This window comes from Nocardioides ureilyticus, assembly GCF_051280745.1.
In the GTDB taxonomy this organism is placed as follows: domain Bacteria; phylum Actinomycetota; class Actinomycetes; order Propionibacteriales; family Nocardioidaceae; genus Nocardioides.
Genome location: NZ_JBNCOG010000005.1, coordinates 135,886 through 149,154, shown reverse-complemented (window position 1 = coordinate 149,154; position 13,269 = coordinate 135,886). Strand labels below are relative to the sequence as shown.

Here is a 13,269-nt window from a genome sequence, read left to right as displayed (position 1 = left end):
GCCCCCCTGGGCCCCCCCAAAAACTGAAACGCCATGAACACCACCGCCCCGCCCCGCGGCCCCCCCCCCAAGGCGGCGAAGGCGGCCGACGCCGGGGACGCGTCCTGACCGCGGCGGCCACCGCCCGGCCGCTGACGTCCGCCGACGCGGATCGGGTCCTGGGGCTCCTCGAGCGGCGCGCGGCGCGGATGGCCGCCTGGGCGCCGCGGCTGTGGCGCCCCAGCGACCGGGTCGCCGACGTGCTCCGGGCGATGGTCGAGCGCCAGCTCGCCGCGCCCGACGCGCTCTGCCTGGCCGCGGACGACGCGGTCCTGCTCGGCGTACGTCGCGGCGCCGGCCTGGTCGTCGAGCACCTCGAGTCCGAGGGCGATGACGCTGACGTGCTCGCCCGGCTGCTGATGTACGTGGCGGCCGAGGTGGGGCAGGTGCGGGTCTTCACGCCGCTGGCCGACGAGGTGCGGCTCCGCGCGACCGAGGCCGCCGGGCTCACCGCCACCGGCCGCTGGTGGGTCCGCGACCTGCCGGTGACCCTCGCCGTGACCGGCGGCCGCCTGGCCGAGCCGCGGCCCGGGTACTCCCTGGCCCCCGCCCCGCCCCTGCACGACCCGGGCGGCCCGGTCGCCATCATCGGCCGCGCCACCTCGGCCCAGGAGCTGGTCGAGATCGGCGTCGACGCCGCCGCCCGTGGGGGGCGGGTCGGCGTCGTCATCGCCGACGCCGGCTCACCGCTGGAGGCGCTCGCCGCCGACGCGGCGTACGGGCCGGTCGCGGAGATGCGGGCGGGCTGAGCTGGTCCGAGCCTGCTGCGACGGCCCCGGGGAGAGGCGTCGTGCCGCAGCCCTCGCGGTCAAGTCTCCGGCGCCTGCGCGGCAATGGCTCAGGTGATCGGGTCGACAGCCGATGAGCGGGGTCACCCCCCGTGAAGTGAGTCGGAGATACCCATGAGGCACCCCCGCACCTGGTCCATCCGCACGCGACTCGTCGCGATCGTCGTCCTCTTCGCCGTCGGCATCGCCGTGCTGGCGGCCGTCGCGTCGGCGCGGATGGAGAGCCGGGTCATGGCTGAACGCAAGGAGTCGACCCGCAACGTCGTGGAGACCGCCCTCGGGGTGGTCGAGCACTACGGCGCGCTGCAGGACGCCGGCGAGCTGACCGAGGCGGAGGCCCAGCGGGCCGCGCTGGGGGTCCTGGAGCGGCTGCGGTACTCCGGCGAGGAGTACTTCTGGGTCAACGACATGGGCCCGACGATGCTCATGCACCCGATCAAGCCCGAGCTGAACGGCACCGACCTCAACGCCAACGAGGACCCCGACGGCAACCGCCTGTTCGTCGAGTTCGTGGAGACGGTGCAGGCCGACGGCGCCGGCTTCGTCGACTACCAGTGGCCCAAGCCCGGTTCGGAGGCTCCTCAGCCGAAGGTCTCCTACGTGGTCGGCTACCAGCCCTGGGGCTGGGTGGTGGGCTCGGGCGTCTACGTCGACGACGTCTCCACGGTGGCGCTGAGCGAGACCGTCCGGCTGCTGCTCACCGGCCTCGGCGTGCTCGTCCTCGTCGGGGGCGTGGCTCTCTGGATCGGCCGCACGATCACCGCTCCGGTGCGCTCGGCCACGGCGTTGCTCGACAGCGGCGACATCTCCACCCGGTTGCCCGTCGGCCGGGGCCGCACCGAGCTGGAGGAGCTGGCCGTCGCGCTGAACGCGACCTTGGACCGTTCCGCGGCGGTCGCCGGTGACGTGGGCGCGGCGGTGGCCCAGCTCGACGAGGCCGTGCGCAGCCTGGTCGAGACCAGCGACGGCATCACCGAGACCGCCGAGCGCACCGCGGAGCGCACCGCGGACGCCACGCGGGCGGCCCAGGAGGTCAGCCAGGGCGTGGACGAGGTCGCGGCCGGGACCCAGGAGATGGGGTCGTCGATCAGCGAGATCGCCAAGAACACCCACGACGTGGCCCGGATCGCCCGCGAGGCGGTCGAGCTCGCGGCACGCACCGACCAGGCCGTTGGCGCGCTGGGTGAGTCCTCGGCGCAGATCGGCACGGTGGTGAAGGTGATCACCTCGATCGCCGAGCAGACCAACCTGCTGGCGCTCAACGCCACTATCGAGGCCGCCCGCGCCGGTGAGGCCGGCAAGGGCTTCGCGGTCGTCGCGGGCGAGGTGAAGGACCTGGCCCAGGAGACGTCCCGCGCCACCGACGACATCGCCGCCCAGGTCGAGTCGATCCAGGGTGCCGTCGCAGAGGCGGCCACCGAGATCGGCCGGATCCAGGAGATCATCACGCGCATCGACGACTTCCAGTCGACGATCGCGGGCGCGGTGGAGGAGCAGACCGCCACCACGGCCACGATGGGCGCGAGCCTGGCTCAGGCCGCCGGCGGAGGCCGCGACATCGTCACCACCCTCGAGGGGGTCGACGAGTCCTCGCGGCGCACCACCAGCGAGCTGGAGGCGATCCGGTCGGCCGCGCGCGACCTCGCCGAGACGTCCCGGCGGCTGCGGGAGACCGTCGCCGTCGGCTGAGCGGCGGGACGACTCGGAGGTCGTCTCTGGTCGACAGCTGGACGAGCTGACTGCCTGCGGCGCTCCAGCATGGAGTGCCACGCCGCCTGCCTGGTGACCCGCCGTCGCTCGCGGGGGCCGGGCCGGCGTGGTCATCGCCAGTGCTGGCTCACTGCTGGAGGCGCCTGCGTCATTCCGCCGGGCGGTAGAGATGCCGCACAGTTCACTGCCTGCACGGCGAGGCGCGGGATCACCGTTGGCACGAGCACCGGCGGAGCGATGCCCCGACGGCAAGAGGGACGTGGGCGCGTCAACGCCGGGTGAGACGGAGGGCCCGGCTACCGTCCGGGGGTGGCCAATCCTCGCCGGTCCAGTGCTCGTCGGCGCCGCGCGTCACCGCGCCGCAGCGGGTCGCGACAGTCGCAGCGGCCGCTGCCGTCCGTGGGGCCGGGTGAGCGGCTGTGGGTCCTCGACGTTCCGTACGGGACGCAGGTCGACGGCGCCACCTGGCACCCGGCGGTCAAGACCCATCTGTACGTCGGTCGCGCGCTGCCGGCGCACCTCGTGCCCTACGCTCCGGGGCCGCACACGCTCGGTCGGTTCATCGAGAACTCGCTGAACCCCGATGACCCGACGCCCAGCCTCGAGCCGACGGGCGCTCTCGAGCCCCGACGGATCCAGTTCGAGGCGGCCGACGCGATCGCGGAGCGTGCCGCGGCGGGCGGGCGGCAGTTCCTGCTGGCCGACGAGCCCGGCGTGGGCAAGACGATCTCCGCGGTCCTCGGCGCGACGGCGGTGGCCGACCTCCGCGGCGCACGACGGGTGCTCGTCGTGGCCGACCGGCCCGCCGCAATCACCATCGGCCACTGGTGCCGCACGATCACGGCGCTGGGCGACGAGGGGCTCGAGTGGGTCGTGATCACCTGGGACCGGCTGGAGAAGGTGAAGGACCACACGTGGGACGTGATCATCGCCGACGAGGCCCACGCGTTGCGACGTACGACGACGAAGCGGTGGAAGCTCTGGGCGACGATCTCGGGGCACGGGCGGCCGCACGACGAGGCGCCGTTCGTCATCGCGACGACCGCGACACCCGGGCACACGCCGCTCGAGCTGCCGTACCTCGCCCCCGCCTACGCGCAGGTGCTCGGCGAGCCGATGCGCGAGTGGACCTCGGCGACGCAGCCCGGGCCGGCGTTCGCCGCTGCGCTCGAGCGCCACGGCGTCGGGGTGGAGCAGGGCCGCTACGGCGCGACCTGGACCACCGATCCGGCGCGACGCGCCGCCGACCTGAAGCTGGTGCGCGGCTGGCTCGCCGACGAGCGGCCTCCTGCGATGCTGCACCGCCCGGCGCCGTGGGGGCCGGTGCCGATCTCCGGCATGCCGGTGGCGCTCACGCCGGCGGAGCGGACCGCCTACGAGGCCGAGTGGGGCCAGTTCTGCCGCGAGATGGACCTCGCGCGACGCGGCCGCAACGTCGCGAAGGGCCGGGCCGCGCTGTTGCGCTTCCGGCAGAAGGCCGGGCTGATCCGGGTCGACTCGACGGTCGCCTGGATCGCCCAGCAGGTCGAGGCGGGGCGGCAGGTGGCGTGCTCGGTCGAGTTCGTGGCGACCGCCGCCGACCCCATCGTCGACCGGCTGCGTGACTCCGGCATCGACGTGGCCACGATCTACGGCCGCGACCGGTTCGACGCCGAGGCCGAGCGGCTCCGGTTCCAGACCGGAGAGGCGAAGGCCTGTGTCTTCACCACGGTCGCCTCGATCAGCTTGCACGCCGGCGAGACCCTCGCCGACGGCCGCCAGGCGAGCACCGACCCGCGCGTCGGTGTCTTCCACCAGGCCCGTTTCTCAGGCATCGCCGGACGCCAGGTGACCGGCCGCACCCACCGGGACCACCAGGTCTCGCCGTGGCACATCGCGTACGCCGAGGGCACGGTCGAGGAGCAGGTCGGCAAGGTGATGGTGGAGCGGATCGCCGCAGCCTCCGACACGGTGGGAAGCGACACCGCCGGCCTCGCCGACCTCGCGCAGCTCCTCGGGGCCGACTGGCTGCCGCCCACGTCCCTGAGCGAGGACGGCACCTGATCGAGGTGCAGGGCCCGGTGGGGGAGACCGGCGCCGCGAGCGCCGTACCTTTGGCGCCGGGATGACACGCCAACCCTTCAGGATCATGAGCCGTCAGGAGGCGCCGTCATCCGAAGGATGCAATCGCGGCTCCGAAGACTCCGTCATCCGGAGTCACGCCCAGACCCGGGCCTGTCGGGACCTTGAGATAGCCCTCTTCGACGACGACCGGGTTCTTCGAGTCGTAGTGCGCGTCGGTGTAGGTCGATGCGGCCCAGACGCCTTCGAGCAGGCGTGGCTGCACGGTGGCGCCCATCTGGACGCAAGCGGCAGCGTTGATGTCGCCGCCCCATGTGTCGTCGGAGGTGTGCGGCATCGATCGTGACTCGCAGATGCCCCTGACCGTCGCCATGTTGCCGAGACCGCCGAGGCGCGTGATCTTGAGCCCGAAACCGTCGCAGATGCCGAGCGACACCGCTCGGAGCACACTGTTGACGTCCTGGGTGTTCTCGTCGAGATAGATCGCGTGCTGCACCTGGCCACGGATCATGGCGATCTCTTCCATGGTGTTGCACGGTTGTTCGAAGACAAACGGGATGTCGGCGCATTCTCGGGCGATCCGGAGGGCGTCCCGCGTCGTCAGGGCTCGGTTGCCGTCGACGGCGAGACGGTCGCAGTGCGTCGCCTCCCACACCTTGCGAACGGTCTCGATGTCGACGTCGACCGGGCGGCCGCCGACCTTGATCTGGAGCCGCTGGTAGCCCTCGGCGATCCTCTCCTTCGCGGCGCGGGCGACCTCGTCCGGCTCGTCTATGCTGAGCGCGTAGTAGGACCTGACTCGGTCGCTGGTGGCTCCGCCGAGCATGTCGCAGACCCGCATGTCGTATGACTTGCCGATCAGGTCATGGAGCGCGATGTCGAGCGCAGCCTTGGCGTAGTTGTGTCCATCGAGCTGTTCGTTCATCAGGCGCTGGAATGGCAACGGTCCCGTGACCTCGGCGCCGATCAGTCCTGGTGCCATCTGTGCGAGCGCTGCCCGTGCGCCGAGAGCGTGCTCCGGCTGATAGGTCGGGCCTGCGGGGCAGGTCTCGCCCCATCCCGAGACGCCTGTGTCGGAGACGATCTGCACCACAGTGGAGTCCAGGCTCGTGTAGGTGCCGCCCGACATCACGTACGCCTTGCCGCGCAGTGCGATGTCCGCGTGGTAGACGTGAATTTCGGCGATACGCAAGGGGGGATCCTTCGGTCGCCTCATGTGAGGCGTTGGTTCGGATGGGCATGTCGCAAGACGGACACGGAGGTCGCGGAAGGTCAAGCCAACCACGGTCTTGCCCACAGATGCGCCGGGGCACGGCTCATAGGCCCACGTGTGCCGCGGCTCCGTCCGACCATGCCCGCCCACCGTGCATCCTCCGAGTGCGTCTGAGCGAGTACGGGCACCGATCGTGGCTAGCCTCCCGCCCGTGGGAAGCAAGCGCCGATGACCGGACTCCGAGTCGGCAGCTGAAACGAGGGGTACGCGCGAGGGGCCGAGAAGGACCTGTGCCCGGCCGAGGCCGGCGCTTCAGGGCCGAGGTGGATGGGTGGAACAACGTCGTCGACGGAGCACGGTTGAGCGACCACGGCGGGGTCGTGGTGACGTTCCACGCGGACTGACGGCAGGAGGAGAGCCGGTCCCTAGGCGGCGCTCAGACCAGCTCCGACGTCCCCAGGTCCCGGACGGCTTCGGCCGTCCGCTCGACCATGACAGCGAACATCCGGTCGCCCCGGTCGGTGCGGGCGCCGTACGCGCAGCCGAAGACGGACACGAGGATGCCCTGGAGCATGGCGAACCGGTAGTCGTCCCAGCACTCCTCGAGCGGGTGGCCGCGGACGCCGTGGTCGAGCAGGCGCGCGTGGTACGCCGCGACGATCGCCTCCTCGCAGGAGCGGCGCTCGGCGGGGTCGAGGCCGGTGGCGACGAGGTAGGCGAGGTCCCGGGCCGGCAGGCCGAGGCTCAGCGTCTGCCAGTCGACGGCCTTGACGCCGACCTCCGGGTCGGGGTGGAAGAGCAGGTTGTCGAGCCGGTAGTCCCCGTGCACGATCCCGAACCGCTCCGGCCGGGCCAGCGACCAGGCGCCGATGACGTCGACCGTGTCGCGGACGGTGGCCGCCGCACCAGGCGTGAGCAAGGGACCGGTGATGTCGAGGAATGCCTCGACCGCGGGGCCGTAGACTTCCTGCAGCAGCGCGGCTCCCTCGGCGTCCTGCGCGGTGATCCAGCCGAGGTCGAGCAGCGACGGGTCGCACCAGCGCGGTCCGTGGAGGCCGGCCAGGTTCTCGGCCGCGGCCCGGACCTGGGCCACGGTTCCACCGGCGAGCTGGTCGCCCTGCACCGCCGGCGTGAGGTCCTCGAGGACCAGCGTGAAAGCGCCGTCGTCGGTCACGTCGGTCGCCGCGTGGCAGACGGGGACGTCGACGGCGACGGTCGGCTCCAGCTCGCGGTAGAAGCGCACCTCGCTGCGGTAGGCGCCAGCCAGCATCGCGCGGGTGTCGGTGTCGGCGGTGGGCAGCTTGACCAGCACGCTCGCCGGCAGGCCGGCGCCCTCCAGTTCGACGCGGAGGCAGGTGCCGATCTGGCCGGAGCCGACGGGCGCGGCGCGTACGGCGGTCGGCACGGCGCCGAGCGCGCGGCCGAGCCACTCCGGCGTCAGCTCCGCCGCGGTGGCGACGGGCTCCAGGGTCATGGCATCCGCCCGGGGTTGGTCGGGAGCCGGTCGGCGGAGCCGGCGTCGCGGACGGCGCGGTAGGCGGCGAGGACCGGCGCCAGCTCGGTCGGCGTCGCGCCGTGCAGCACCACGCTGTCGGCGCCGGCGGCGAGCTGGTCGTTGATCCGGTCGGCGCACGCGGCGGCGGTGCCGGTCGCCGAGGCGGCCAGCCACTCGGCGGGCAGCACCTCGTCCTTCAGGCGGGTGAGCTCCTCGACGGTGCCGATGGCGTCGAACGCCCCGGGGTAGCCGACCACGAGCGGGTGGGCGCGGAACCGCGCGAGCACGTCGGGGTCCCAGCGGTTCGCGGCGACCAGGACGTCGCCGTACCCCTGGAGGTAGGTGGCGAGCCGGCCGACCAGCTTGCGCAGCCGCAGCTCCTCCGGGAGCGCGTCCTCCACCGTGGCGAGGACCGACCACACCCGCACGGCGACGGGGTCGCGGCCGGCGCGCTCGGCGGAGCCGCGGATCGTGGCGACCGCCCGGGCGAGGGCCTCGTCGGTGAGGAAGGTGTGCAGCACGACGCCGTCGGCGACCCGTCCGGCGAGTTCCAGCGACCGGGGGCCGATCGCCATCATCAGCACGGGGATGTCCTCGTCGAACGAGCTGTCCTGGTTGAGGTACGGGTAGCTGCCGGCCGGCCCCTCGTGGCCGAGCACCGCCTCGCCGCGCCACAGGGACCGGTAGATCCCGATGACGTCCTCGAGCTGCGCCCCGGTCACCCGCGGCAGCCCCATGACGTCGAAGAGCGCCGCGAAGCCGCGGCCCAGCCCGAGCGCGTACCGGCCCCCGGAGAGCCGGTGGGCGGTGGTGGCCATGGTGGCGGTGACCAGCGGGTGGCGGGTGTTGTGGTTGGTCGCGGCGGTGGCGATGCCGATCCGCGAGGTCACGGCGGCGACCGCGCCGGCCAGGACGCCGGCGTCCTTGACGTTGAACCGCTCGGAGAGGAAGACCGAGCCGAGGCCGAGCTCCTCGGCCAGCCGGGCCTCGGCCAGCACGTCGGCCGGGTCGTCGGTGTGCCCGGCGAGGCCGTAGCAGGCCAGCTCGGGGAAGGCCTGCGGGTCGGCCGCCGGGGTCACCCGAACGCCCGGGTCACGTGGCCGACGAGGTCGGGGTAGCGCTTCAGGTGCGCCCCGCCGTTGAGGTCGAGCACCTCACCGGTGAGCCATCGAGCCGTGGCGAGGTAGACGACCGCCTCGGCGACCTCCTCCGGCGTCCCCGGCCGGCCGAGCGGGGTGTTCTCGACGTAGTCGTCGCGCACGCCGGGGATGTCCATCGCCGGGGCGGTGAGCGGCGTGACGACCAGCCCGGGGGAGACCGCGTTGACCCGGATGCCGCGCGGGCCCAGCTCGAGCGCCGCCACCTGGGTGAGCATGGCGAGGCCCGCCTTCGCCGAGCAGTACGCCGCCATGCCGGTGCCCGGCTGCCGGGCGTTGAGCGAGGCGATCGAGACGACCGCGCCACCCTGGGCGCCCATGGCGCGGGCGGCGTGCTTGAGGACGATGAGCGAGCCGGTGAGGTTGACGTCGACCACCCGGCGGAACTCCGCCACGTCGTGGTCGGCGACCTGCATCAGCGTGCTGACGCCCGCGCTGTTGACCACGACGTCCAGCCGGCCGTGCCGGTCCACGGCGGCGTCGACCGCGGCGGCGACGCTGGCCTCGTCGGTGACGTCCGCGTCGAGGTCCGCCCCGCTGCCCGGCAGGTCGGCGGTGACGACGGCGTGGCCGGCGGCGGCCAGGGCAGCCGCACAGGCGGCGCCGAGCCCGGAGGCGCCGCCGACCACCAGGGCGGCGGGGGTCTCCTGCGGAGTGTCGGTGGGTGCGGTCATGCGGCTGCTCCTGCCTTCCGGGCGCGCCGGGCCTGGCGGCGCCGCTGCTTGTCGACGAACCGGGTCGCCGCACGGTTGCTGAACGCCGGCGCCCACCGGCCTACCCGCCAGGCGATCCGCGCCGCCCGCGGGGTCACCAAGAGGGGGCGGTCCGCGGCCACGGCCGCCAGCGCCTGGGCGGCGAGCACGTCGGGGTCCAGGGCGCGCCGTACGCCCTGGCCCTTGAGGTAGTAGTCGCGGCCGTGGAACCGGCCGAGGTGGCCCTTCTCGAGGATCGGCGTCTCCACGGCGGCGGGGCAGATCGCGGTGACGCCGACGTGCTTGGCGGCCGCCTCGGTGCGCAGCGCCAGCGACAGGCCGACGACCGCGTGCTTGGTCATCACGTAGCTGGTGATCAGGCCCGCGGCCATCAGCCCGCCCATCGAGGCGGTGTTGACGATGTGGCCGCCCCACCCGGTCGCGCCCTGCCGGACCATGTGGGGGTACGCCGCGGCGACGCCGTGGACGACGCCGCGGATGTTGACGTCGATGATCGCGTCCCAGTGCTCCAGCGTGAGGTCCTCGGTCTCGCCGCCGAAGGTGATGCCCGCGTTGTTGAAGAGCAGGTCGATCCGGCCGGCGCGGGATACGACGTCGTCGACGGCCTGCTGGACCGCGGCGGCGTCGGTGACGTCGAGGCCGACGGCGCGGGCCGTCCCGGGCCCGGTGGCGGCGTCGGCGACGCGCTGCGCGGCCACCTCGTCGAGGTCGGCGACGACCACGTCGGCCCCGGCGGCCACGAGCGCGCGGACCAGGGCGGAGCCGATGCCCGACCCGCCGCCGGTCACGAGCGCCTGCTTGCCGGTGAAGGTGTCGTCGGCGGTCCGACCGCCCGTGCGGTTCATGGGTCAACACTGTTGACACCGCTCGGGCCTGTCAATGGCCCGGTCCGGCGGCAGGGAGTCCACCAGGAGTTGCGCTCAGGGAGCCGGGCCCGGGCGCGGGGGAGCGTCAGGCGAGACGGGTGGCGTGGAGGCCGACGAACATGGCGGTGGCGGCCTCGACCAGCTCCTCGGGGGTGGCCTCGAGGGTGCCGTCGAGCCAGGCCGTCACGAGCTCGGCCATGCCGCCGATGAAGAGCAGGCCGGCCAGCTCGCCCTCGCGGGGGCCCCAGCCGTCGAGCCCGTAGAGCTCCCGGCCCTCCTCGGCGGCGCGGTGGGCGAAGTGGCGCAGCAGCTGGGTGCGGCGGGCGCGGAGGGCGGGCATGGCGCCGGCCTCGACGATGGCGACCCGGCCCTTGCGGGGGTCGTCGGCGATCAGGTCGACGAAGGCGCGGACCGAGGCCTGCACCCGGGCGGCGGGGTCGTCGCCGGCGGCGTCGGCCGCGGCCTGGCTGACCTCCTCGACCTCGGTGGCCACCGCCTCCATCACCGCGGTGAGCGCGTCGTCGAGCGAGCGGAACGACTCGTAGAAGTACCGCTCGGTCAGGCCGGCCTCGGCGCAGACCCGGGTCATCGTCGGGCGGGCGTCGGAGGGGTCGGACCAGACGGCGAGAGTCGCCTCGAGGAGGCGAGCACGGCGCTCCGCGGCCCGGTCCGCGGCGCTGACACCACGGTAGGTCCCCGACTGCACGGCCATGGCCGTCACCCTCTCACAGAAGGTTGACCGAGGGTCCTGTCGGAATGCTCCGCGGAATCCACTCCTGCGGCCGACCCGTGTAGCGAGCGGCTTCGCGGGGGACCGGACCGGTGTCCGTCGTCCGCCGAGCCCACACGGAGGTCCCCATGGGTGGCGCCATCCCCCTGATCATCTTCCTCGTCGTCGGGCTGGTGGTCCTCTACTTCCTCGTCACGGTCGTCCCGGTCGCCCTGTCCAACCGGCGCGCCGGCGGCACCCCCGGCGCCCCCGAGATGCAGGGCGACGACCAGCACGACACGCTGCGCTACGCCGTACCGGCGGGCCAGGACCCGGCGACCGTGCTCGCCGCGTTGAACAAGCACGGGTACGACGCCGCCCTCGACCCCGACGGTGCCGTCGGCGGCAGCCAGGTGGTGCTGGTCTCGCGCGCCGACGGCGGGCGCCCCGACCAGGACGAGGTACGCCGGGTCGTCGACGCCGGCTGACCCCTCGCCCCCGCGCGTCCGGGCGACGCGTCGTGCTGGGCGGCCTCGTTCCCACGGACGACCACGGCATCTCCGTCCGCATCGACGCCGCCGGCCGCTGACCCGGCCGAGGGTCCCTGCTGGCCGGAGAGTCACCGCGGCGACGTGACCGAGCCTTGCCACCGTCCCGAGGTCAGCTCCTGCTCAGCTCTTCGGCAAGCATGACGATGATCCCACTAGGGCCGCGGACGTAGGTCAGCTTGTACACGTCCTCGTACGTCGCCACGCCTCGTAGCGGGTGGCAGCCGTGCCTCGCGGCGATCTCGAGGGCCTCGTCGATGTCGTCGACCGAGAAGGCAATGCGGTGCATACCGATCTCGTGAGGCCGGGTGGGGTCGGTCTCGATCGCGGCAGGGTGGATGTACTCGAGTAGCTCGAGGCGACCGTTGCCGTCGGGGGTCTGGAGCATGGCGACGTTGGCGTGGTTGCCGTCGAGGCCGACGGCGGTGTCGGTCCACTCTCCCCTGACCGTGTCGCGGCCGAGGACGGTGAGCCCGAGGTCGGTGAAGAAGGCGATCGTCGCTTCCAGGTCACGGACCGCGATACCGACGTTCTCGACTTTGATGGGCATGCGTCGCACGGTATCGAGCCAGGTGCGGTTCGCCCATGTCAGCCGCCCGAGACTCGGTCAGAGGGCCGCAAGCAGGTCCCGGCAGGCGCGCTCGCACAGGCGGCAGGCCTCGGCGCAGACGCGGCAGTGCTCGTGCATGCCGGCGTGCCGCTCGCACTCGGCCGCGCAGGCGCCACAGGCGGCGGCGCAGGCCTCCACCATCGAGCGCACCAGGCCGGGGTCGACCGGGCGGCGGGTCAGCATGGCGGCGGTGGTGGCGCAGAGATCGGCGCAGGTGAGGTCGCTGCGGATGCAGGTCACCATCTCGGCGACGGACTCCTCGTCGAGGCAGGCGTCGGCGCAGGCGCGGCACGCGGTGGCGCAGGCGGTGGTCGCCTCGATCGCAGCGACGAGGACGTCGAGGTCGACGTCGTGGGCGCCGGGGTGGCTGGCGAGGAGGGCGGACAGGTCGACGGTCATCTCGGTCATGCCGCGCGGTAGCCGAGGCCGCGCCGGTCCATACCGGCGCTCGCGCGCGCCGCCGTTGCCGTGACCACGTCCGTAGTCCATCGTTGAGCATCAGGGGAAGAGAGCATGACGGCACGGCCGCGGCCCGTTCGGGGGCCGAGGGCGTGCCAGACCACAGGGGAGGACCGGTGGGCTTCAGCGCACCGTTGAGCAAGCAGCAGCGCGACCTGCGACTCGGCTACGGCGCCCTCGGCGTCGGCGCCGCCGCGTTCGTGCTGCTGACCGCCGCCACCATGGTGGTGACCGACACCGACGTCCCCGGGCTCCCGGTGGCGCAGCCGCCGTCGTCGACGTCTCCGGACGGTGGCGCGGACGCAGCTGACCAGGACGCAGGCAACCAGGACGCAGGCAACCAGGACGCAGGCAACCAGGACGCAGGCAACCAGGACGTCGTCCCCGCGCAGGTGATCGTCCTCGCGGCCGCGCCCAGCGGTGGTGGCGGGGCGCCTCTCGGAGGCGGCGCCGGTGGCGTGGCGACCGGCGGCGGAGCAGGCACTGTGGCACCGGCACCCGGATCAGGCGGGTCGGGCTCCGGGGCACCCCAGCAGCCGACCCAGCCTCCCAGCACGCCCGGGCCCGAGAACCCCGGGAACCCAGGTGGACCCGGCAACCCGGGCGGTCCCGGCGGGAACCCCGGCGGCCCCGGCGGCGACGGTGGCCGCGGCGAGGGACTGGTCTCCGCGATCGTGGACCCCGTCGTCGACACGGTGGTCGACGTCGTGGACGGCGTGACGGGCGGCGCCCTCGCACCGGTGACCGGCTCCGTGCAGGGCGTCACCGACGGGCTGACCGACACGCTCGACGGGCTGCTGGGCGGCCGGGCCGGCGCCCGCGCCGTCGACGCTCCCTGAGGATCGTCGCCGACGGAGCCAGCTGACCGGGCCGGCCGAGGCCGGCCCGGGACTGCTGAGCT

13 protein-coding genes are annotated in these 13,269 nt (G+C 73.5%); 5 read left to right on the top strand and 8 right to left on the bottom strand.

Translation table 11 applies throughout. From position 1 onward, the window contains the following. Positions 1-188 precede the first annotated feature (188 nt). The 3 genes from ACSMHG_RS04695 (at position 189) to ACSMHG_RS04685 (ending at position 4,580) form a co-directional block, all read left to right on the top strand. On the top strand, positions 189-788 hold the full coding sequence (locus tag ACSMHG_RS04695; RefSeq protein ID WP_435742259.1) for a hypothetical protein: 600 nt from the start codon (positions 189-191) through the stop codon (positions 786-788). Between the two features lie 153 nt (positions 789-941). Further along, positions 942-2,516: a methyl-accepting chemotaxis protein gene (locus tag ACSMHG_RS04690; protein WP_435742258.1), complete on the top strand. Its 1,575-nt coding sequence runs from the start codon at positions 942-944 to the stop codon at positions 2,514-2,516. A 330-nt stretch (positions 2,517-2,846) separates the two neighbouring features. Then, positions 2,847-4,580, top strand: coding sequence for a DEAD/DEAH box helicase (locus tag ACSMHG_RS04685; protein ID WP_435742257.1), 1,734 nt, complete (start codon positions 2,847-2,849; stop codon positions 4,578-4,580). 106 nt (positions 4,581-4,686) lie between these two features. On the opposite strand, the gene ACSMHG_RS04680 is transcribed toward ACSMHG_RS04685, so the two are convergent. The 6 genes from ACSMHG_RS04680 to ACSMHG_RS04655 all read right to left on the bottom strand — a co-directional run bounded on the left by ACSMHG_RS04680 (position 4,687) and on the right by ACSMHG_RS04655 (position 10,754). Beyond that, positions 4,687-5,790 (bottom strand): mandelate racemase/muconate lactonizing enzyme family protein, encoded by a 1,104-nt coding sequence (locus tag ACSMHG_RS04680; RefSeq protein ID WP_435742256.1) that lies wholly within the window; start codon positions 5,788-5,790, stop codon positions 4,687-4,689. 457 nt (positions 5,791-6,247) lie between these two features. Beyond that, positions 6,248-7,285 (bottom strand): phosphotransferase family protein, encoded by a 1,038-nt coding sequence (locus ACSMHG_RS04675; RefSeq protein WP_435742255.1) that lies wholly within the window; start codon positions 7,283-7,285, stop codon positions 6,248-6,250. Next, positions 7,282-8,385, bottom strand: coding sequence for a TIGR03857 family LLM class F420-dependent oxidoreductase (locus ACSMHG_RS04670; protein ID WP_435742254.1), 1,104 nt, complete (start codon positions 8,383-8,385; stop codon positions 7,282-7,284). Before ACSMHG_RS04670 ends, ACSMHG_RS04675 begins: the two co-directional genes overlap by 4 nt. Beyond that, on the bottom strand, positions 8,382-9,137 hold the full coding sequence (locus tag ACSMHG_RS04665) for an SDR family NAD(P)-dependent oxidoreductase (protein WP_435742253.1): 756 nt from the start codon (positions 9,135-9,137) through the stop codon (positions 8,382-8,384). The genes ACSMHG_RS04670 and ACSMHG_RS04665 overlap by 4 nt, the downstream gene beginning before the upstream one ends. After that, entirely contained in the window at positions 9,134-10,021 is an 888-nt protein-coding gene (locus ACSMHG_RS04660) for an SDR family NAD(P)-dependent oxidoreductase (RefSeq protein ID WP_435742252.1), read from the bottom strand. Before ACSMHG_RS04660 ends, ACSMHG_RS04665 begins: the two co-directional genes overlap by 4 nt. 106 nt (positions 10,022-10,127) lie before the next feature. Further along, positions 10,128-10,754: a TetR/AcrR family transcriptional regulator gene (locus tag ACSMHG_RS04655; protein ID WP_435742251.1), complete on the bottom strand. Its 627-nt coding sequence runs from the start codon at positions 10,752-10,754 to the stop codon at positions 10,128-10,130. Positions 10,755-10,900: 146 nt separating this feature from the next. Here ACSMHG_RS04655 and ACSMHG_RS04650 point away from each other — a divergent pair, with 146 nt between their 5' ends. Further along, positions 10,901-11,239: a hypothetical protein gene (locus tag ACSMHG_RS04650; RefSeq protein WP_435742250.1), complete on the top strand. Its 339-nt coding sequence runs from the start codon at positions 10,901-10,903 to the stop codon at positions 11,237-11,239. 172 nt (positions 11,240-11,411) lie between these two features. Here the strand turns inward: ACSMHG_RS04650 and ACSMHG_RS04645 are convergent, their stop codons facing one another. Together ACSMHG_RS04645 and ACSMHG_RS04640 are read right to left on the bottom strand one after the other, a co-directional pair. Further along, a complete protein-coding gene (locus ACSMHG_RS04645; protein WP_435742249.1) occupies positions 11,412-11,849 on the bottom strand; it encodes a VOC family protein in 438 nt (145 codons plus the stop codon). A gap of 57 nt (positions 11,850-11,906) precedes the next feature. Next, on the bottom strand, positions 11,907-12,317 hold the full coding sequence (locus tag ACSMHG_RS04640; RefSeq protein ID WP_435742248.1) for a four-helix bundle copper-binding protein: 411 nt from the start codon (positions 12,315-12,317) through the stop codon (positions 11,907-11,909). 167 nt (positions 12,318-12,484) lie between these two features. Here ACSMHG_RS04640 and ACSMHG_RS04635 point away from each other — a divergent pair, with 167 nt between their 5' ends. Beyond that, positions 12,485-13,207 (top strand): hypothetical protein, encoded by a 723-nt coding sequence (locus tag ACSMHG_RS04635; RefSeq protein ID WP_435742247.1) that lies wholly within the window; start codon positions 12,485-12,487, stop codon positions 13,205-13,207. The last annotated feature ends 62 nt before the right edge of the window (positions 13,208-13,269 follow it).